This is a genomic window from Lysinibacillus sp. UBA6686 (assembly GCF_002455205.1).
Lineage (GTDB): Bacteria > Bacillota > Bacilli > Bacillales_A > Planococcaceae > Lysinibacillus > Lysinibacillus pakistanensis.
On record NZ_DKJS01000007.1, the window covers coordinates 25,106 to 44,041 of the forward strand.

Genomic DNA, 18,936 nt, shown 5'->3' on the forward strand with positions numbered 1-18,936 from the left:
TCAAAAAGAGAGCAGAACCTTTGTTTAATCACTTAGCATAATGATCAGGATTTACAATATAGAATTTTTCAATATTTAGCCAGCTTTCGCTCATTGGCTCCCCGTCATCAATGCGTTTTTCCGTTTCCTGCATCATCCAAGCAGTTTGCGAGGCATGTGCCTGTAAAGCTTTCACTTTGTCCATCTTCATTTCACGAATATCATAGACAACATGGGGCTCTCCATTTTTCTCAATTGTATCATTCGCAAATGCACAGCCAAACACTTGGGGACGCTCAGCTTTAGGCATACGGCGAACAGCCTCAACTACTGCACGAGCAGTGGCCTCATGATCAGGATGCACAGCAAAGCCAGGTAGGAAAGTAATGATGAGCGAAGGCGTTAACTCTTCGATTAACCCTTCCACCAGCTTTACCATTTTTTCATCGTCTTCAAACTCAATTGTTTTATCACGGAAACCAAGCATACGTAGATCCTGAATACCCATAGCTTCAGCAGCAGCAATAAGCTCCTTACGGCGAATTTCAGGTAAGGATTCACGTGTAGCAAAAGGTGGATTTCCTAAATTACGCCCCATTTCACCTAATGTTAGACATGCATATGTAACAGGTGTATTCATCTTCTTTGTATAGTAGGCGATAGTCCCAGCAACTGAAAAAGCCTCATCATCTGGGTGAGGGTAAACAATTAAAATATGACGTTGTGGTTGTAAATTCAAATAGTCGTCCCCCTTAATAAGAAAATGGCGTTTCACTAATTTCAAGCGCAATCGCCAATTTTCCAGAGTAGTCTAATCCAGCCATTAATAAACGGCCTAAATCATCTAATTCATAATGTGTGATGCCTTGTGCATAGACCCAGCCATGTGCCATTTTTAAGCCGACACGATGGGGTGAATCATCTACTACTTTCGCTAGCTCGTAATTAATCCTTGCATTGCGAATAAAGGCGCCTGCATTAAAAAATTTTTCATCAAAGTGTGCTGCATAAGAACCGTTCGTTGTCTCAAGATGAATATAAACGTCTTTGTTGGCGAAAGAATTCAATAATTCTTGTAACGTCTCTACATGTACTTCTTGCATCTTAACACTCCTCTCGATTATTTCTAATTTAAGTATAGTAAAAAAAATTCACAAAGGGAAATTGAATGCCCTTTAGATGATAAATTAATCATTTGGTTAAAATAAACAGATATCTATAAATCTATGACACATCCATAAGCAATATTCTTGAAAAAATTATAGTAATGTATCAATATAAGAGTGTGAAAGCAATTTTGTACAAAATGTGTCGTTTTGTATAGTAAATGATTTCACAGCTAATAAGATATTGCAACCATGGCTCTTTCTGTTATGGAGTATAGATAACCATTTGTGTTGAAGGGAGAAATTACTAGGAACTATAACGAATTCTATCTTGGTACAATAGATGACGTTCCTTCAATGTGGACTGGTTACGGACTTGAAAAGGAAAGAAGACTGAAAGCTAATTATCATAGTATAGTAAAAAAGCCGCAATTCTCATTTTAATAGAGAATCGCGGCTTTTTAAAAGTAGCTGAAGAATTCGAAATATGTATCTTTAATATCTGTTAAGCTTTCGTTCAATCGAATCTAAGCGATTGTTAACATTCTGTAATTGTTTACACATTTGCCTAAACTGTAAATTTTGATCCTGTGCCTTTGATGTATTTTCTTGTGCTAATTTTTCTTCCTCCTGCAATGCTAATATATCTGCGAGGGTTGATAATGAATAACCAAGTGTTAATACAATGGAAGCAATTACTTCAACTTTAGAGGAGGTTATTTCTCCAGCTAATAAACCAGATTGATCATTCGTTCCATCATGTTTATGCTTTTTCATTTTTCTCCCTCCCGTATACAGCTAATATATGGTGAAGAAAGAAGTAGCGTATCTTGTCCATCACTTTTCACATTGAGAGCAAAAAGTCCCTTATTAAGAATTTGTAATTTTCTAATAATTATATTGATTTTTCTAGAAGAATAGAGCATTATAGTAGGAATAAACCTGTTTTAAGGGGGAATTGTTGTGAATAAGGGCTATAAATATTGTAAAGAATCTAGAGTTATGCGTACAAGTCGAGTGTTTCCAAACGACGTTAACAATCATAATACTCTATTTGGTGGTCGTTTAATGAGTGATATTGACCAAGTGGCCTCCATTTCTGCTGCAAAGCATAGTCGTAGAGACTGTGTAACAGCCTCAACGGATTCGGTTGACTTCCTTCATCCAATTCGCCCAACGGATTCTGTCTATTTTGAATCCTATGTAACATGGACAGGAACGTCTTCTATGGAGGTTTTCGTAAAGGTTATTTCTGAAAATTTAAAAACGGGTGAACGGAAGGTTGCAGCGACAGCATTATTAACATTTGTAGCGTTAGATGAAAATAATAAGCCTGCACCGGTGCCTCGCGTTATTCCTGAAACGGTTGAGGAGACAAAGCTACATGAAACAGCCGCAGAACGAGCAAAGGCACGCGCAGAGCGGAAAAAGGAAAGTAAGGCGTTGGCTCAGTTTATTTCAATGAATGACCCATGGGATTATCGTCTCGAAATGATGGAAAACTATTATATGTGAAAAAAGGCATCCGAGTAGTAATGCTAATCGGATGCTTTTTCATTTTTATAGCTCTGTCACTGTTACTTCAGGTGCACCAAAACGTGATTTTGCACCGTGCATTACTGGTCCAACGTAATCATTTAAAGCCCATCCATGAGCAATTGCAGCAGATACAAACTCTTTTGCTTCTATAACTGCTTCTTTCACAGAAAGACCGTTTGCAAGATTTGCGGTTACTGAGGCTGCAAATGTACAGCCTGCGCCATGGTTATAAGTAGAAGCTACTTTTTCAGATTCTAGTAAATAGAACTTCTCACCATCAAAGAATAAATCTGTTGCTTTTTCTGTTGCTAGCGCTTTTCCACCTTTTATGACAACAGCCTTAGCACCAAGCTCATGAATTTTACGAGCTGCTGTTTTCATTTCTTCTATCGTTTTTGGTGTACCTGTTCTAGCTAATTGTCCTGCCTCAAATAGGTTTGGTGTTGTGACGGCAGCTAGTGGCAATAGATATTGAATCATAGCGTCTGTGTTGCCAGGGTTCAATACCTCATCTTCGCCTTTACAGACCATGACAGGATCAATGACAACATTGGATGTACCCGATTTTGCGATAGCATCTCCTGCAACCCGAATAATTTCCTCAGTTGAAAGCATCCCTGTTTTGATGGCATCAATGCCTGTTGAAAGGGCTGTATCAATTTGTTTTTGCAGAAGCTCTGTTGGCAATGGTGTGACATTATGTGTCCAACCATTTGGATCCATCGTAACAATTACCGTTAGTGCCACCATCCCATATGTTCCATGTTCCTGAAATGTTTTCAAGTCAGCTTGCATTCCTGCGCCACCTGAAGTATCTGAACCAGCAATGGTTAAAGTTTTTTTTAGAGTCATGTGAAAGATCTCCTTTATAATTGAGAGTATTAAAATTACCATCTAGTATAGTCTGATTCTGATTCTATAAAAATAGCCAGAATGCTATATTTTTACAAGGTCAGTTTGAATTGATACTTGAATTCAACATTATTTTTTTGTACCGTGAAAGAAGAGAAAGGGGCTTTTAGACGATGAAACAAGTATTCCCGAATGATTGGCAAGCAATACTAGCAGAAGAAATGGAAAAAGCATACTATAAAAAGTTACGACAATTTGTAGCACATGAATATTCAACACAAACCATTTATCCACCTATGAATGATGTCATGAATGCCTTTACTACAACAGCTTATTGTGATGTGAAGGTCGTCATATTAGGTCAAGATCCTTATCATGGTCCGAATCAAGCACATGGGTTGAGTTTCTCAGTAAAGCCAGGAGTTCCGCACCCACCAAGTCTACGTAATATGCTACAAGAATTACAGGATGATGTGGGTTGTCCGATTCCCCAACATGGCACATTAACGAAATGGGCTCAACAGGGGGTCATGCTATTGAACACAGTTTTAACTGTGCGTGCAGGTCAAGCAAACTCCCATAAAGAACAAGGGTGGGAGCAATTTACCGATGCTGTAATTGATAAATTGGCAGCAAGAAATGAGCCTATTATTTTTGTTTTATGGGGCAAGCCAGCACAACGGAAAAAACCATTAATCCGTAAATATTCAACACCACATGTCATTTTGGAGGCACCTCATCCAAGTCCACTTAGTGCCTATAGAGGCTTTTTTGGTAGTAAACCATATTCTAAAATTAATGCACAGTTACTAGAATGGGGAGAGCAGCCTATTGATTGGTGTCTAGAATAGATTCGTTTACTTTATACACTATTAGTTTCGTGATACAGTTATTAATGGAAGAAAGTGAGGGGCAACGATGAAGGTTAATTGTTTCAAATGTCAACATTTTAAAGTAACATGGGACCCGCAGACGCCACGTGCATGTTCAGCATATGGCTTTAAAACAAAGCAAATACCATCCGTTGTCGTAAAACAATCCTCTGGTATGGACTGTTTAAAATTCGTACCGAAAGCAGAAAGTGGGAGAATGCAATGATTTCTTATCAAGCCGTTATTCAACAACTTGAAAAACAATTATCAGGTGTGAAGAATGCTGGAAATGAACAACAAATTCGCGAAGCCTTAACTGCGATTCGGGCATTATGTGATGTAGTTTTAGACTCGCCGGATGGAATATCAAAAGCACAGTCGAAGCATATACCACAAATGCTAGTTTCAGAGCCAAAGCCAACAAGTTTATACACAGCAAAAATTGAAGAAGAAGACGGAGCAAATGGTGATTCAATTTTTGACTTTTAACCATTATTAAAGGTAGGGAGAATGACATGAAAAAATTTATCGTAACAGGTGCACTTCATGGCTTTTTAGCGGTAGCATTTGGTGCATTTGGTGCACATGCGTTAAAGGACGTTTTAGATGATTATGGTCGTGGTATTTGGGAAACAGCCGTACAATATCAAATGTTTCATGCGACAGGCTTGCTTGTTATTGGTCTATTAATGAGCTCCAAATTATTAGGAGAAGTAAAGCAATTAAATTTAGCTGGTATTTTCTTTAACCTCGGTATTGTCTTCTTTTCAGGTAGTTTATATATATTAGCCATCAGCGGCATTAAAGTATTAGGTGCCATTACTCCAATTGGCGGTGTATTATTTTTAGCAGGCTGGGTGCTAATTATCCTATCTGCTCTTAAGCATGCTCGATAAAGGCAATAATTAATAACTTCACAATTATAAACTAAATATTTTACTCCTTCGCATTTTTTGTGAGGGGGTTTTTATCTTTAAGTAAGTTATAGTAACTATTGAAAGCTCAAAAAATTATTCTATCAATCTTCACTTTAATTCCTATTGTTTTTGTAAGGATTTATAGTACACTGTTATTACCAAAAGAGTTCGAGCTTGAGAAAGTGAGGTTTTGTAAAATATGGAGAAACTATTTACTTTACTAGATCATAATTTTGATGAAATGGTGGCCATTCGTCGACATTTACATGAATACCCGGAATTATCCTTTGAAGAGGTGGAAACACCAGCATATATAGCAGCCTTTCATCGTGCATTAGGGCATGATGTTCGGGAGCAGGTAGGAGAACGCGGTGTGGTTGCAACATTACGTGGGGGAAAGCCTGGTAAGACGGTGGCATTACGAGCTGATTTCGATGCATTGGCTATCCAAGAAGAAAATGAGATTCCTTATAGATCGAAAATAGATGGTAAAATGCATGCCTGTGGTCATGATGGTCATACAGCAACATTATTAGGTCTTGCTAAGGCACTAAATGCAATTAAAGGTGAGATTACAGGGAGTGTAGTCTTTATTCATCAGCATGCAGAAGAGATTGCCCCAGGTGGAGCAAAGCCTATGATAGAGGATGGCTGCTTAGATGGAGTAGATGTTATTTTCGGTACACATTTATGGGCACCCACACCAATAGGAGATTTGTTGGTAAGAGATGGAGCAATTATGGCAGCGGCTGATAAAGTGGAAATTACGATTCAAGGTAAAGGTGGTCATGGGGCAGAACCACATCATTCGATTGATGCAGTTGTGCTTGGGTCACAATTTGTTGTAAATGCGCAGCAGCTTATTTCCCGTCGAATAGATCCATTAAAATCGGCTGTGTTAACGCTTGGCCATTTTGAGGCAATAAATCCTTTCAATGTGATTGCTGATCGAGTGGTACTAGCAGGAACAGTCCGTACATTTGATGAGCAGGTGCGTCAGCAGATGGAGGATGAGCTTGAGTCTGTATTAAAGGCAACTTGCCAACCTTTTGGGGCGAGCTATAACTATCGTTATACAAGAGGTTATCCACCTGTGTATAATCATGTAGAGGACACAGCATTTATTGCACAGCTTGCGGATGATGTACCAGGTGTAGAAAATGTTATAACATGTCCACCGTTTATGATTGGTGAAGATTTTGGCTATTATCTAGAAAAGGTGCCAGGTACATTTTTCTTTACAGGTGCTAAAAAGCCCGAGTGGGAAGAAGCATATCCACATCATCATGCACGCTTTGATTTTGATGAACGTGCGATGCTAATTGCTGCAAAAACTTTAGGAAAAGCAACTCTACAATACTTACAGAAAAATAAATAGTCAAATGGCATGATAGGAATGTTCCTACCATGCCATTTTTAATAAGTATCAATAATAACAACTGACAATTACTAGCTACATAAGCAAATGAATTATGGATTTTGATTGAAATAGGACATCTCTTCATCATATTCAGCAAAATCAAAGTAAATCATAGGGAAGAGGAAGCGATGATTGGATTTAAGTTCACGTATAATAACATGATCTCGACCAGCAGCTTCTACCACACCACGTACAGTTTTAGTGTTTTTTCCTGCCTCGACTGCATGCTCAAAAGAGAAATGGAATGTAGCAGGTTTACCACGATTCAAACGCAAAATATTTTCAATATAGGACTCTTCACGTCCAGGTGGTCGTCCGCTACTTGGAATTGTTACTTGTGGGGGCATTTGTTGCGTTGTCGGTGTCCAATAATAGGGCATCATTGATTATCAACCTTCTTTCTTTTAGATTTGAGGACAGTCTTCCTCAGATGGTGAGAAAAAGCAATGAGATTTATATCTTCCTGTGTTCCATTGACCATACCATTGTGCTGGACAATCTCCTTCAGGTCTAAAAAACCAGAGGGAGCGGGTTGCAGGATGGAACCGTTCACCTTGAATCACTCGTTTTGCTAAACGAATATCTTGATCACGTGCTCGTTGATAAAAGTAACCCTTTTGTGTCGCCTCGAAACCTCCTGGACGTTGAAAAACCATTTGTTCAATTGTTCGAATATTCCCGAAATCTAGGCAATCTCCTCGTACGCGATTGACGCCTACGTTGCCAACCATCAGCATACCTAATTCTCCTTCACCTTCTGCCTCGGCTCGCATTAGCCTTGCGAGCATTGCTGTTTGTGCATCATTGGTCTTTATAACAGCGATTTACATTCCTCCTCGCAGACAGTATATGCATGAAGGCATTGTAGACATGTTTATTTTCATGACAAAGATCATCACATTTTAAAATTAGTAAGCATATATTAGTTATAACGAGTAGTCTGTAAAAATAGTTAAAAGTTCGATATTTTTTTAACAAATTGGGTAAAAAGAGAATAGCTACTATTTTGGGGAACATGAGATTATTTACGCCCCAGCGTAATTGCATCCGAATTTTTGGGGGCTTAATCTTGATTCAGTAGGGGTTGTACGCCACCGCGAGGGAGAAAATCACATTATCCAAACACCTATAGAGGTGGCAGTCTTGTGGTAAATCAAGATACAGGTTGCATGTGTATTGAATACATGTGAGGTGACAGGAAATGGAGATCGGTGTTTGGTTTGGTATTTTATTGAGTGCTGTACTGGCATTTTTATTAGGTGATTTTTACGGACAGCCACTCCATTGGTATCTATTTATTTTAATGATCGTTATTGGTTTTTTTATCAATACGATCATTTTAATATTAAGGGTGAAGGATGAAAACTCCTGAGAGGTGAAAGTAATATGAAAACAAGAAAGTGTCATCGTAAGTTAAGGTGATACTTTCTTATTTTTGTTATTGAAAGGATAAAAACTTTTTGTCTTGCAAGTATATTGAAAATAAACAGTGACATACTAATGTGGAAAAATATTTTTTGCTTTCATGAAGGAGTGTTACAATGCGTATTTTTGGTATGTTTGTAGCAATTATCGTAAGTGCATTGACAGCTGTAGGTATAGCAGAACTCTACCATCAACCATATAACTGGTATTTGGTTTTCCTAATGATTCTAACTGGCTTTTTTATTCATACCATTATTTTAATATTGGAATCAGAAGCAAGTGAAGAAAATGAATTTTAAAAAATGCGAGTCCATTTTTGGGGCTCGCATTTTTTATAGGATTAGACTGTTAAGAATTTCACTAGTTTTTCGTTATCAAGAAGGTTACCAACGAAGAATGCACCGAATTCCCCGTAACGAGCAGAAACTTCATCGAAGCGCATTTCATATACTAATTTTTTAAATTGTAATACGTCATCTGCGAACAATGTTACGCCCCATTCATGATCATCAAAGCCAACAGAACCAGTAATAATTTGTTTTACTTTACCAGCATAGCCACGACCAATCATACCATGAGAACGCATTAATGTTTTACGCTCATCCATTGAAAGCATGTACCAATTATCATTGCCCTGACGGCGTTTATCCATTGGATAGAAGCATACATATTTAGAGCGTGGAAGCTCAGGATAAAGACGTGCACGTACATGTGGATTTTGGTACGGATCTTCGTTTGATTCACCAGCTAAATAGTTGGAAAGCTCTACAACAGATACATAAGAATATGTAGGAATTGTAAAATCAGCAATTGCTAATTTATTAAAATCAGCTTCAAGCTCTTGTAGCTCATCCATTGTTTCACGCAATGTCATAATCATAAAATCAGCTTTTTGGCCAACAATTGCATAAAAGGCATGAGCACCAGTTTTAGCGATATCTGCTTCGTTTAATTTTTCTAAATACGCGACGAATTCTTCTACTGCCGCTTGGCGTTCTTCAGCAGAAACGAGTTTCCATGAAGCCCAATCGATTGAGCGAAAATCATGTAGAGCATACCAACCATCTAAAGTAATAGCTGCTTCATTCATTATTGAAAACACTCCTTTATAAGTGAATAACATTCAAAATTTAGTTTATCATAGTTTGTACGAAATCCCTAAATTCATGATTGTATTTCACGAATTTGACACCTTCCGCAGATTATGTATGCTTAAGAGAAGAGATGTAAATAGAGGAGCTCTAAGCATGAATAGTATTTTACAACAGCCAATATGGCGTTTTTACGATCAATCCATTAGTGCGAAACAAAGATCGCCACTGGAATCCTTTGCAACAGATGATACTTTATGTCAGTTAGTGGGACAATTAGCCTCTCCGCCAACTATTCGTACATGGGTTCATGATGCATCTGTTGTCCTTGGTATTCAGGATCATCGCTTACCTTATGTACAGCAAGGGATGGAGTTACTCCAAGCACGAGCCTATCAACCTATCGTCCGTAATTCGGGAGGTTTAGCAGTGGTACTAGATGCAGGAGTATTAAATATTTCAATTGTTTTATCTGAACAAACAGAAGCATTAAGCATTAATGATGGCTATGATGTAATGGTTGCTCTAATCAAAGGATTATTTCCTGAGGTGGCAGATAGAATTGAAGCCTATGAAATTGTAGGTTCCTATTGTCCGGGTTCCTATGATTTAAGTATTGATGGGAAGAAATTTGCAGGTATTTCACAAAGGCGTTTACGTCAAGGAGTGGCCGTGCAAATTTATCTATGTATTGAGGGAAGCGGTTCCGAACGAGCAGCGCTTATTCGAGACTTTTATGAGGTAAGTTTACAGGGAGAGGCAACAAAATTTAAGTATCCAAGCATTGACCCTAGTGTAATGGCTTCACTGTCAGAGCTTGTTGATGCAACTTTAACCGTGGAAGCAGTGATCATTCGATTACAGTGTCTTATTCATAAAATGGCTGAAGAAATACGATTTGAATCTTTTCATGATGAGGAGCTTATGTTGTATGCTTTCTATTTAAAGCGTATATTAGAGCGCAATAAGAAAATGCTTGCACCTAAATAATAGTAACAAAAAGGGAAAAGCGATGCTGCTAACTAAGCGCATCGCCATTTTCTGGTTGATAGGTAGAGCTACTTACAACAAGATTTCCGTTTTTCTCCATTTTGAAAACAGGTGCAATTCGTTCTTCCTCTTCATCTAGTGTTACAAGTCGTCTAGCACGGTTCATAATTTGTACAAATTGCTCGTAATCTTTACGAATTGCTCTATTCTCTTCCTCTAGCTGAGTAATGGTTTTTTCTAGTTTTTTATTTTTCTCGGATGTTACGTGTACTAGCTGTCTCCATTTTGTAGACTCATTACCTAGCTCACCAGAATGCTGTAAACGTAGTAAGTAGGCTATGACAATATCAAGAGATAACGCAGATAACGGAATGGATTTACCCTCGGCGGCGCTACTATTGACTGTAAACATACTAGAGGCACGTCGTCTAGCTGGTGCACCCAACACTCGCATTCTCTCTTTTCTTTCCTTTTTCGCTTCAGCTAATTGCTCCTCATATTCCTTACGAACAACAGCATTCCAACGAAAACCACAGGCAGCAGCTGTACGATTTAACGCATCACCAGCTTCTTCAAAGGCATTCAACTGTGTACTACCCTCTGTTACATGGCGAATAACCGCCTCTGCTAATAATTCATCATTTTCTTGTAACCAAGCATCTTGTCTTACTTTACTCATATAAAATCCTCCCACCTTTATTTGGAACTTCTTTATTTAAGACTAGCATGACCAATCTTTTAACCTTTTATTCACCTATGTGAAAGGAATTATGCTTGAATACAAGGTGAAAAGTGCGATACAATACCCGATGTAGGTTTGTACGCATGCTGCATACTTAAATATGCGAAGGTCGTGCGTTCAATAAAAGTGATGTTTTTGAATGAAAAAATACTATATAGAAAGGGTTGTTGACAAAATGGCAAACGAATTTAAAGTTTGCGATGAATGTCAGGCCGTTAACTTAAAAACGTTAATTCCAAAATTAAAGGAAATTGATCCTGATGCAACCATCGAAATCGGCTGTCATTCCTATTGTGGCCCAGGACGTAAAAAAACATTTACATTTGTAAATAGCCGCCCTGTTGCAGCCTTAACGGAAGAAGAGCTTATGGAAAAAGTGTTAGCAAAATTAAAGAAATAAGAAAAACGATCATGCTATCTTCACTCGCTGAGGATAGTTTTTGTTTTCTTTAAGATGTTTAGGTATTTACAATCTTAAAAGAGCGTTTTTATTTGGTCCATAGAAATCTAATTTTGGTGAATATCCAATCATTTAGGCTGATAGTCTCTATAATGGAAGAGAAAATGTATGCTAGCCCAATATTTATCGCATATAATAGAACAAATAGCGAAACGGGGGTGCTAAACAAATGACACATTATGCAAAAGCTAAATTACAGGAGGAGAAAGTATTTAAGGACCCAGTGCATCGCTATGTGCATGTACGGGATCAGGTAATTTGGGACTTAGTGGGGACGAAAGAATTTCAACGATTACGTAGAATTCGTCAGCTCGGTACAACATTTTTGGTATTTCATGGGGCGGAGCACAGCCGTTTTAGTCATTCACTTGGCGTTTATGAGATTGTACGCCGTATAGTAGATGATATATTTGCTGGCCGTCCAGAATGGGACGAAGATGAACGACTACTTGTGCTTTGTGCAGCCCTATTACATGATTTAGGACATGGTCCATTTTCACATGCTTTCGAAAATGTCTTTGAGCTGGACCATGAATTTTATACAACACAAATTTTACTTGGTAATACGGAAGTTAATGCAGTCTTAAAGAAAGTTGCTGTTGATTTTCCAGAGAAGGTATCTCAAGTCATTGAAAAAACCTATCCAAATAAGCAAGTAGTCAGCTTAATATCCAGTCAAATCGACGCTGACCGTATGGATTACCTACAACGTGATGCCTATTTTACAGGGGTCAGCTACGGTCATTTTGATATGGAACGAATCTTAAGAGTGATGCGTCCGCGAAAAAATCAAGTGGTGATTAAGGCAACTGGCATGCATGCAGTGGAAGATTATATTATGAGCCGCTACCAAATGTATCTGCAAATTTATTTTCATCCAGTTTCTCGTAGTGCAGAGGTTATTTTAAATAATATTTTAAAACGAGCAAAGCAATTAAGCTTAGAAGGCTATCATTTTAAGCATGAGCCTACACATTTTAAAGCATTTTTCCGTAACTCTATTACGCTTGAGGATTATCTTGCATTAGATGAAAGCATTCTTTTTACATATTTTCAACTTTGGATGCAAGAAGAAGATGCTATCTTAAGCGATTTAAGTCGCCGATTTGTGAATCGTAAGCTATTCCAGTACATCGATTTAGATCCAGGGGTAGAGCTAGACAAATATCAAAAACTTCAATTACTTTTCAAGCAAGCGGAGTTAAATCCAGAATATTACCTTGTCCACGATACAACTGCAGATTTACCATACGATTTTTATCGACCGGGTGAGGAAGAAGTACGGGTTCCGATTTTTTTAGAAATGAAAAACGGAGAGTTGCGGGAGCTGTCACGGGAATCAATTATTGTTGATTCCATTTCTGGTCGCATGAAACGAGATCACAAAGTATATTTCCCTTTAGATTTTTTAGAGGATGATCAAACACATGCTATGGTAAAGAAAGAAATCTTAACGTTGTTAAAAGGAAAAGGGAAAAAATAAATCCTAGAATAAATTTAAAATGTATAAATTTTGTATATCGATTTTCCCTTTTACCGGTATTTGTAAGTAGAGCAGTAAACAAACTCAACTCGAGTAATTGTTTGCTGTTTTTATTTTTGCATAAAAATCAATGTAATTGGGAAAATATAGACTTTTTTGGAATTTTGTTAATGAAAAATGTGGAATTGTTTAGAATTTGTTCAGTAGCGCTTTTTATAATGAGACTAAAACCCTAAAGGGGGTGAGGCCCATTTTAAAAGGCGTCACAGTGTTAGTAAAATAGATACAAGTATCAGTACAACACACCACAATCAGTCAGCATGATTACTAACGTGTAGGATGTATTCACCTTTGACGACAAGTTAAATGAAGGAAAGAGAGACCAGCCTAATGTTTGTGGCATTCCTTTCCGACATAATGAAAGGATGCAACGTCGTCAGCAAACACCAACAGGTATCTCTCTGAACTTAGAAAAGGAGAGAAACATGAAGAAATTAAATTTAGCAATAATTATATTGCTGCTAGTCTTTCAAACAGTGCTTTCACCAATTTCAGTGCTTGCAAACGAGGGGGAGCCTCCTGTGACACCTCCAACTGAATCTAGCGAAGATGCTGGAACTGGTTCTGATGGCGAGGGAGATGACCCAAATGTAACAAGTGGAGATACCGCTGAGGTGACGGTTCCAGAGGATGAACCTACTGCAGCTCCACCGAATGTTACACCTTTAAATGCTTGTGTAGGCCCACAGGAACTAGCAAGTGTGACATTAACTCAGTTTGATATGAATATTGGGGGAAATGCAATTACTGAAGGTGTTTATACAACGCCATTACCGAAAGATCAAAAGGCTAACTTTGATGTCAAATTTAATGTATTATTAGATGATTTATACTGTGCAGGGAGTTATTTTGAATTTGATTTACCAGCTTCTTTAATAGACTTTAATAGTGCTTTCCATGGGAGCAAACAAGTTGGTAATATTGCTTATTCCTATACGACTGTAGGTAATAAAGTCAGAGTTGAACTGACAAATAATGTAGAAATTGACGATGTTAGTACTACAACTCCAGCCGAATTGACTATGAACTTTCAAGCAGGATTTAATCTTATTTCTAATGATATCGAACAAGAATTAGAGATTCCAAAGGTTGGTGGTGGAGAAGCTAAAACGAAATTTACATTTTTACCGTCGACATCTAATGAAAAGGCTACAAAGACAGCTACTGACGGTATTCCTCCAGTAGTGGATGGTAATCATCAGATGGAATGGACCATTTGGCTCAACCAGGCAGGTAAGAATTTTGACAACCCAAGTTTAGTTGATAATCCAACTGGTGGGCATGCTGTTGTATCAGGTTCGGTTAATGTGTATGAATATGAAGTAGATTTAATGGGCGTGAAGATGGGGACTGAAACCCAAGTTGTATGGGATGGTGATTTCAGTAATATTGTTTTTCAAGATAAACATGCCTATAAAATTGTTTACAAAACAGAAGTGAATTTACCTGTTGAGCAAAGAGAAGGGAAAAAAACGTTTTACAATAGCGTAACCTTCACTAATGGTGGTATACCTGAGTCTGTAAATAATGTTCCAAAGGATATCACATATGGAAAAGAGTTAGAGAAAGCGAAAATAGACGCAGGAACTAACAACTATACGTCAAAATGGGAAATTCGCTACAATTACAATCAAGCAAGTATTCCACAAGCGAGTGCGATAATCACGGATACACTTCCAGGAATTCATGAAATCGACACGAATACTATTGAAGTACGAGTAATGACAATAGATGATCAGGGTAATGGTACTGGAGCAGGAACAATAGTTGACCCCAGCAACTACCATGTTACAACAGTTCCAAATGGATTTGAGCTCCAGTTTAATAACGCCATAGATAAAGCCTATAAAGTCACATATGATGCTAAGTACAATGGAACTGGTCTTGGTTACTATGTGGGAACAAACCCTACAACGGTAACAAATATGGTGGTTAGTGGCACGAAAAATGATTCAAAAACACATACAATTAAAGAAGGCGTGTTAACAAAAACACACGTAGTAAATTTTGATACAAAAGAAATTACTTGGACTATCGACATTAAAGCAGATAATCCGAACGAAGCGATTAATAATTTAACATTGACAGACGTATTTAAAATTACTGGAAGCAAAGAGGGGACTCATACACTTGTAGGGGATGAAAGTAATATTACAATTACAGGAACAACAGGTGCAGCGCCAGTTAAAACAGTTACTGGTCCTACAGATGGCTTCACAATTACTGGTATTAATATAGCAGCAGGTGGAAAAGCAACTGTTACGTATAAAACATCATTTGCTATTGGTAATGATGGTGAAGTACAGAGTGGTTATGGTAATACGGCAACAGTAAATTGGGATAGTTATACTGTACAAAAAGAAGATCATTATACACCTGCTACTACAACGGTAAACAATGGTAGTAAAGCTGGGGCATTTAATTATCTTGATCAATTATTCACATGGAAAGTAAAGGTGAATATTAACAAAAAGGATATTCAAGGAGCTATTTTAACAGATACAATTGGTGCAGGGCATGAATTCGTAGCAAATTCATTAAAGGTATATGAATATACATTAACTACTGGTGATGATACGAGCGGTACACCAGCTACTACGCCTATCGATGCATCAAACTACACATTAGATGTTGCATCTGATAAAAAGAGTTATACATTAACATTTAATAATTCATTAGATAGTACAATAAACGGAAAAGCCTATTTAGTGGAATATCATACAAAAGATTCTGATGAAATTTTAGGAATTGGTATTGATGAGGCTGGATATACAACAGGGAATGTTTATAGCAATACAGCAACATTCCAAACATTAGGCTCTAAAAATTATACTCTAGAAGCCACGCCAGTGACGCTTCCAACATATGTAGCAAATAACTTGATTAAAAAGACAGCTACTCAAGATAATTCTAAGCAAACTGTTTCTTGGACATTGGATGTGAATCAATCTCATTCAAAGTTAGGAGCAAATGTGACATTGGAAGACACACCATCTGGCAATTTAATGCTAATTGAAGGTTCAATCAAGGTGAGAAAATACAATGTTACCGCAACAAGTATTTCTCAAAACGGTACGGGTGCATATGTAGACCCAAGTACTTATGGAATAACTGTTGATAAGAAAGCGGATGGTGGCTTTATTCTTCACTTTGCTAATCTAAACGAAGGCTATCAGGTGCAATATCAAACAATTGGTTTAGGTAAAATAGGCCAAAGCTTCAGCAATGATGCAAAATTAACATTTGGTGTTGAAAATGCTAGCAATCAAAAAGATGATGCAAAGGTTAACGCTAATTTTACATTTAGTAGTTCAGATACGTCATTTTCTATGGTAAAAGGTGATGCACAGTTTAAAAAAGTTGGAGTTAACTCAGAAACTGGTGCTGAAGAGCCTCTATCAGGTGTACAATTCCAATTATACAAAGTTATTGGCACAAATAATTACTTGATTCAAACTGCAACATCAGGTGCTGATGGCTTGTTTAGCTTTACAAACATCAACTATGGAAATTATAAAATTGAAGAGGTAGCAGCGAAGGTTCCTTATCAAAAAATGGTAGCTCAATTATTTACACTTGATGCAGCAAAAGATACAAAAGTAGGTTCTAATGTAGTAACGAAACTAGTAAATGTTACACCGCTTCCAGGTGGTTCTTGCTCAACGTTTAACTTAACAGTGAAAAATATTGATGGAGCACCTGTAGCTAATAAGCAAATTGAATTAATAGACAGTAATGGTGCAGTAAAATCAACAGTGACTACAGGTATTGATGGTAAAGTAGCAATTCCATCAACAGTTCAAGCTGGAGAATACAAGGTAAAAGATAGTGATGGTATTGACTATGGTAAGGTTATTGTGAAATTTGGTGCTGGGGGATGCCAGGGAGAGGTACAACCAACAAATTCATGTCCAATATTCACAATTACGGTAAATGATGAACAAAATAATCCACGTCCGAATGTAACAGTAACATTAAAAAATGCAAGTAATACAGTTATTACGACTGCAACAACAGATGGCAACGGTAAAATTACTATTCCATCTACAACACCGTCAGGAACGTATAAACTTTATGAAGGTACTGTTTTCTTAGGAAATGTAGAGGTAAGCTATCAAAATGGTAAGTGTGAGGCTACAATCACACAGGCACCTACCTGCGAGGTATTTACATTAACTGTCAATGATGTGGACGGTAAACCACGTCAAGGTGTCACGGTAGAAATTAAGGATAAAAACAATCCAAATGCTATAGTTCCACAACCTTCAAGTGCAACTGATGCTAATGGTAAGGTGACTATTCAAAACATTAAGCCAGGTGAATATGAAGTATATGAAAATGGTACAAAAATAGGAGAATTTACAGTTGATACTGACTGTAAAGAAACTATTCAACCATTACCAGCATGTCCAGTATTCACGCTTACAGTGAAAGATGAGGATGGTATTTTAGCAGAGGGTACAGAAGTAACAATTACAAACACAGCTACGAAAGATTCGTTTACAGCCATAGTTGGCAAAAACGGTAAGGTAACATTCCAAACAGCAACAACGCCTTCTGGCAAATATGAAGTGAGTATTACAGCATCAGGGAAAGTACTTGATGAATTTGATGTAACGTATTCAGGTAACTGTGAGGATACTGCTGAAAAACCTCGTGCATGTGATATTTTCACAATTACAGTAAAAGATACAGATGGTAGCTTGAAAGGAAATACAAAGGTTGTCATTGAAGATAGCAATGGCAATGTAGTGACAACTGGTCAAACAGATGCTAACGGTGAAATTCAGTTACCACAAAACCAATCACCAGGTTTGTACACAGTGTATGAGGAAACAGATAGCGGTGCAAAAGGTGATGAAATTGGAAAAGTAAAAGTCACTTATACAGACGGCTGTAAAGGTGTAGTTCAGAAAAACGCTTGTCCAGTATTTACACTAACAGTTAATGATAAAAACCTTAAGCCTGTTGGTGCAAATGTTTTAATCGTCATTAAAAATCAAGCTGGAGATGTAGTGACATCTGGTAAAACGGATGCATCTGGTAAAATTGTATTTGAAGATAAGACAAAGCTACAGCAAGGACAGAATTACGTCGTATTTAATGAAGCTGGTATTAAATTGGGTGATATTACCGTAAGCTATGCGGATAATATTTGTGGAGCTACCGTGCAAGTTCCAAATAATGCGTGTCCAATTTTCACATTAACAGTTCAAGATTTATATGGGTATGGTCGTCCAAATGTAGCATTCACAATTAAAGATTTATATCAAAATACAATTGCTTCTGGTAAGACGAATGAACAAGGTGTAGGAACAATCCCTTATACAGTTCAACCGGGAATTTACAATGTTTACGAAGGCAATGTGTTATTAGGTACAATTACAGTAACTGATGGATGTTCAGGATTGGTAAAACCATCTTATACGGGTGGTGGTGGTTGGATACCGCCAAATCCAGATCCAGGCAAGCCAGTTGATCCAAAACCGAACCCAGGCAAACCGGGTGAACCAACGGATCCAACAACAAATCCAGGAAAACCGGGTAAACCAACAGATCCAACAACAAACCCAGGCAAACCGGGTGAACCAACAGATCCAACAACAAATCCAGGCAAACCAGGTGAACCAACGGATCCAACAACAAACCCAGGAAAAACAGAAGCATCTAAACCTTCTGTTCAAAATGTCATTGATCAAGGTAAAAAGTTACCGCCATATAATCCAACTAAAGCAACAAAAGACACGCTAGATGCGTATAATGATTTCCTCAATAAATATAGTTTGTTAACAAAAGAGGAACAGAAAGATGTTGCGGAATCTCTTGATATTGACAAAATTAAAATGGATGCAAAACGACTAGAAAATCAGTTAAAAGCACAAGGTAAACTACCACAGACAGATGGTGCAGATCAAACAGCACTTACACTGATTGGTGTAGCACTTGTACTTGGTGCATTATTCTTCTTACGTCGACGTAAAGCTGAAATCAAATAATGAA

Annotated in this window: 20 protein-coding genes; 12 read left to right on the top strand and 8 right to left on the bottom strand. The window is 37.6% G+C overall.

What is annotated here, in order from left to right:
- Positions 1-28: 28 nt before the first annotated feature.
- From bshB2 to B2R82_RS01905, 3 genes are all read right to left on the bottom strand, one after another.
- Positions 29-718, bottom strand: coding sequence for a bacillithiol biosynthesis deacetylase BshB2 (bshB2, locus tag B2R82_RS01895; protein WP_286923256.1), 690 nt, complete (start codon positions 716-718; stop codon positions 29-31).
- Positions 719-731: 13 nt separating this feature from the next.
- Entirely contained in the window at positions 732-1,082 is a 351-nt protein-coding gene (locus B2R82_RS01900) for a YojF family protein (RefSeq protein WP_283870673.1), read from the bottom strand.
- A 498-nt stretch (positions 1,083-1,580) separates the two neighbouring features.
- Positions 1,581-1,862, bottom strand: a complete 282-nt coding sequence (locus B2R82_RS01905; protein WP_286923257.1) for a hypothetical protein — start codon at positions 1,860-1,862, stop codon at positions 1,581-1,583.
- A gap of 186 nt (positions 1,863-2,048) precedes the next feature.
- On the opposite strand from B2R82_RS01905, the gene B2R82_RS01910 reads away from it, so the two are divergent.
- Positions 2,049-2,600: an acyl-CoA thioesterase gene (locus B2R82_RS01910; RefSeq protein WP_054770280.1), complete on the top strand. Its 552-nt coding sequence runs from the start codon at positions 2,049-2,051 to the stop codon at positions 2,598-2,600.
- Between the two features lie 45 nt (positions 2,601-2,645).
- Here B2R82_RS01910 and thiD read toward each other — a convergent pair whose 3' ends face one another.
- Positions 2,646-3,476 (bottom strand): bifunctional hydroxymethylpyrimidine kinase/phosphomethylpyrimidine kinase, encoded by an 831-nt coding sequence (thiD, locus tag B2R82_RS01915; protein WP_286923258.1) that lies wholly within the window; start codon positions 3,474-3,476, stop codon positions 2,646-2,648.
- 173 nt (positions 3,477-3,649) lie between these two features.
- Here thiD and B2R82_RS01920 point away from each other — a divergent pair, with 173 nt between their 5' ends.
- From B2R82_RS01920 to B2R82_RS01940, 5 genes are all read left to right on the top strand, one after another.
- The gene (locus B2R82_RS01920; protein WP_286923259.1) at positions 3,650-4,327 is read left to right on the top strand and encodes a uracil-DNA glycosylase; all 678 of its coding nucleotides are present in this window, start codon (positions 3,650-3,652) and stop codon (positions 4,325-4,327) included.
- Positions 4,328-4,394: 67 nt separating this feature from the next.
- Entirely contained in the window at positions 4,395-4,574 is a 180-nt protein-coding gene (locus B2R82_RS01925; RefSeq protein ID WP_286923260.1) for a uracil-DNA glycosylase, read from the top strand.
- A complete protein-coding gene (locus B2R82_RS01930; RefSeq protein WP_286923261.1) occupies positions 4,571-4,837 on the top strand; it encodes a YwdI family protein in 267 nt (88 codons plus the stop codon). The genes B2R82_RS01925 and B2R82_RS01930 overlap by 4 nt, the downstream gene beginning before the upstream one ends.
- A 26-nt stretch (positions 4,838-4,863) precedes the next feature.
- Positions 4,864-5,244, top strand: coding sequence for a DUF423 domain-containing protein (locus B2R82_RS01935; protein WP_283870678.1), 381 nt, complete (start codon positions 4,864-4,866; stop codon positions 5,242-5,244).
- 220 nt (positions 5,245-5,464) lie between these two features.
- Complete coding sequence (locus B2R82_RS01940) at positions 5,465-6,643, top strand: amidohydrolase (RefSeq protein ID WP_286923262.1); 1,179 nt, start codon at positions 5,465-5,467, stop codon at positions 6,641-6,643.
- 92 nt (positions 6,644-6,735) lie between these two features.
- Here the strand turns inward: B2R82_RS01940 and gerQ are convergent, their stop codons facing one another.
- Both gerQ and B2R82_RS01950 read right to left on the bottom strand, forming a co-directional pair.
- Positions 6,736-7,068, bottom strand: coding sequence for a spore coat protein GerQ (gerQ, locus tag B2R82_RS01945; protein ID WP_054770276.1), 333 nt, complete (start codon positions 7,066-7,068; stop codon positions 6,736-6,738).
- 21 nt (positions 7,069-7,089) lie between these two features.
- A complete protein-coding gene (locus B2R82_RS01950) occupies positions 7,090-7,473 on the bottom strand; it encodes a cell wall hydrolase (protein WP_376781208.1) in 384 nt (127 codons plus the stop codon).
- A 413-nt stretch (positions 7,474-7,886) separates the two neighbouring features.
- Here B2R82_RS01950 and B2R82_RS01955 point away from each other — a divergent pair, with 413 nt between their 5' ends.
- Together B2R82_RS01955 and B2R82_RS01960 are read left to right on the top strand one after the other, a co-directional pair.
- Positions 7,887-8,057: a hypothetical protein gene (locus B2R82_RS01955; protein ID WP_286923263.1), complete on the top strand. Its 171-nt coding sequence runs from the start codon at positions 7,887-7,889 to the stop codon at positions 8,055-8,057.
- A 169-nt stretch (positions 8,058-8,226) separates the two neighbouring features.
- Entirely contained in the window at positions 8,227-8,409 is a 183-nt protein-coding gene (locus B2R82_RS01960) for a hypothetical protein (protein ID WP_286923264.1), read from the top strand.
- A gap of 41 nt (positions 8,410-8,450) precedes the next feature.
- On the opposite strand, the gene hemQ is transcribed toward B2R82_RS01960, so the two are convergent.
- On the bottom strand, positions 8,451-9,200 hold the full coding sequence (hemQ, locus tag B2R82_RS01965) for a hydrogen peroxide-dependent heme synthase (RefSeq protein WP_283870682.1): 750 nt from the start codon (positions 9,198-9,200) through the stop codon (positions 8,451-8,453).
- Between the two features lie 157 nt (positions 9,201-9,357).
- On the opposite strand from hemQ, the gene B2R82_RS01970 reads away from it, so the two are divergent.
- On the top strand, positions 9,358-10,191 hold the full coding sequence (locus B2R82_RS01970) for a lipoate--protein ligase family protein (RefSeq protein WP_286923265.1): 834 nt from the start codon (positions 9,358-9,360) through the stop codon (positions 10,189-10,191).
- Between the two features lie 28 nt (positions 10,192-10,219).
- Here the strand turns inward: B2R82_RS01970 and B2R82_RS01975 are convergent, their stop codons facing one another.
- Complete coding sequence (locus tag B2R82_RS01975) at positions 10,220-10,870, bottom strand: RsfA family transcriptional regulator (RefSeq protein WP_286923266.1); 651 nt, start codon at positions 10,868-10,870, stop codon at positions 10,220-10,222.
- A 238-nt stretch (positions 10,871-11,108) separates the two neighbouring features.
- Between B2R82_RS01975 and B2R82_RS01980 the strand changes: the two genes are divergently transcribed.
- The 3 genes from B2R82_RS01980 to B2R82_RS01990 all read left to right on the top strand — a co-directional run bounded on the left by B2R82_RS01980 (position 11,109) and on the right by B2R82_RS01990 (position 18,932).
- Positions 11,109-11,333, top strand: a complete 225-nt coding sequence (locus tag B2R82_RS01980) for a DUF1450 domain-containing protein (RefSeq protein WP_049667962.1) — start codon at positions 11,109-11,111, stop codon at positions 11,331-11,333.
- Between the two features lie 229 nt (positions 11,334-11,562).
- Entirely contained in the window at positions 11,563-12,876 is a 1,314-nt protein-coding gene (locus tag B2R82_RS01985; RefSeq protein WP_286923267.1) for an HD domain-containing protein, read from the top strand.
- A gap of 485 nt (positions 12,877-13,361) precedes the next feature.
- Positions 13,362-18,932, top strand: a complete 5,571-nt coding sequence (locus tag B2R82_RS01990) for a collagen binding domain-containing protein (RefSeq protein ID WP_286923268.1) — start codon at positions 13,362-13,364, stop codon at positions 18,930-18,932.
- The last annotated feature ends 4 nt before the right edge of the window (positions 18,933-18,936 follow it).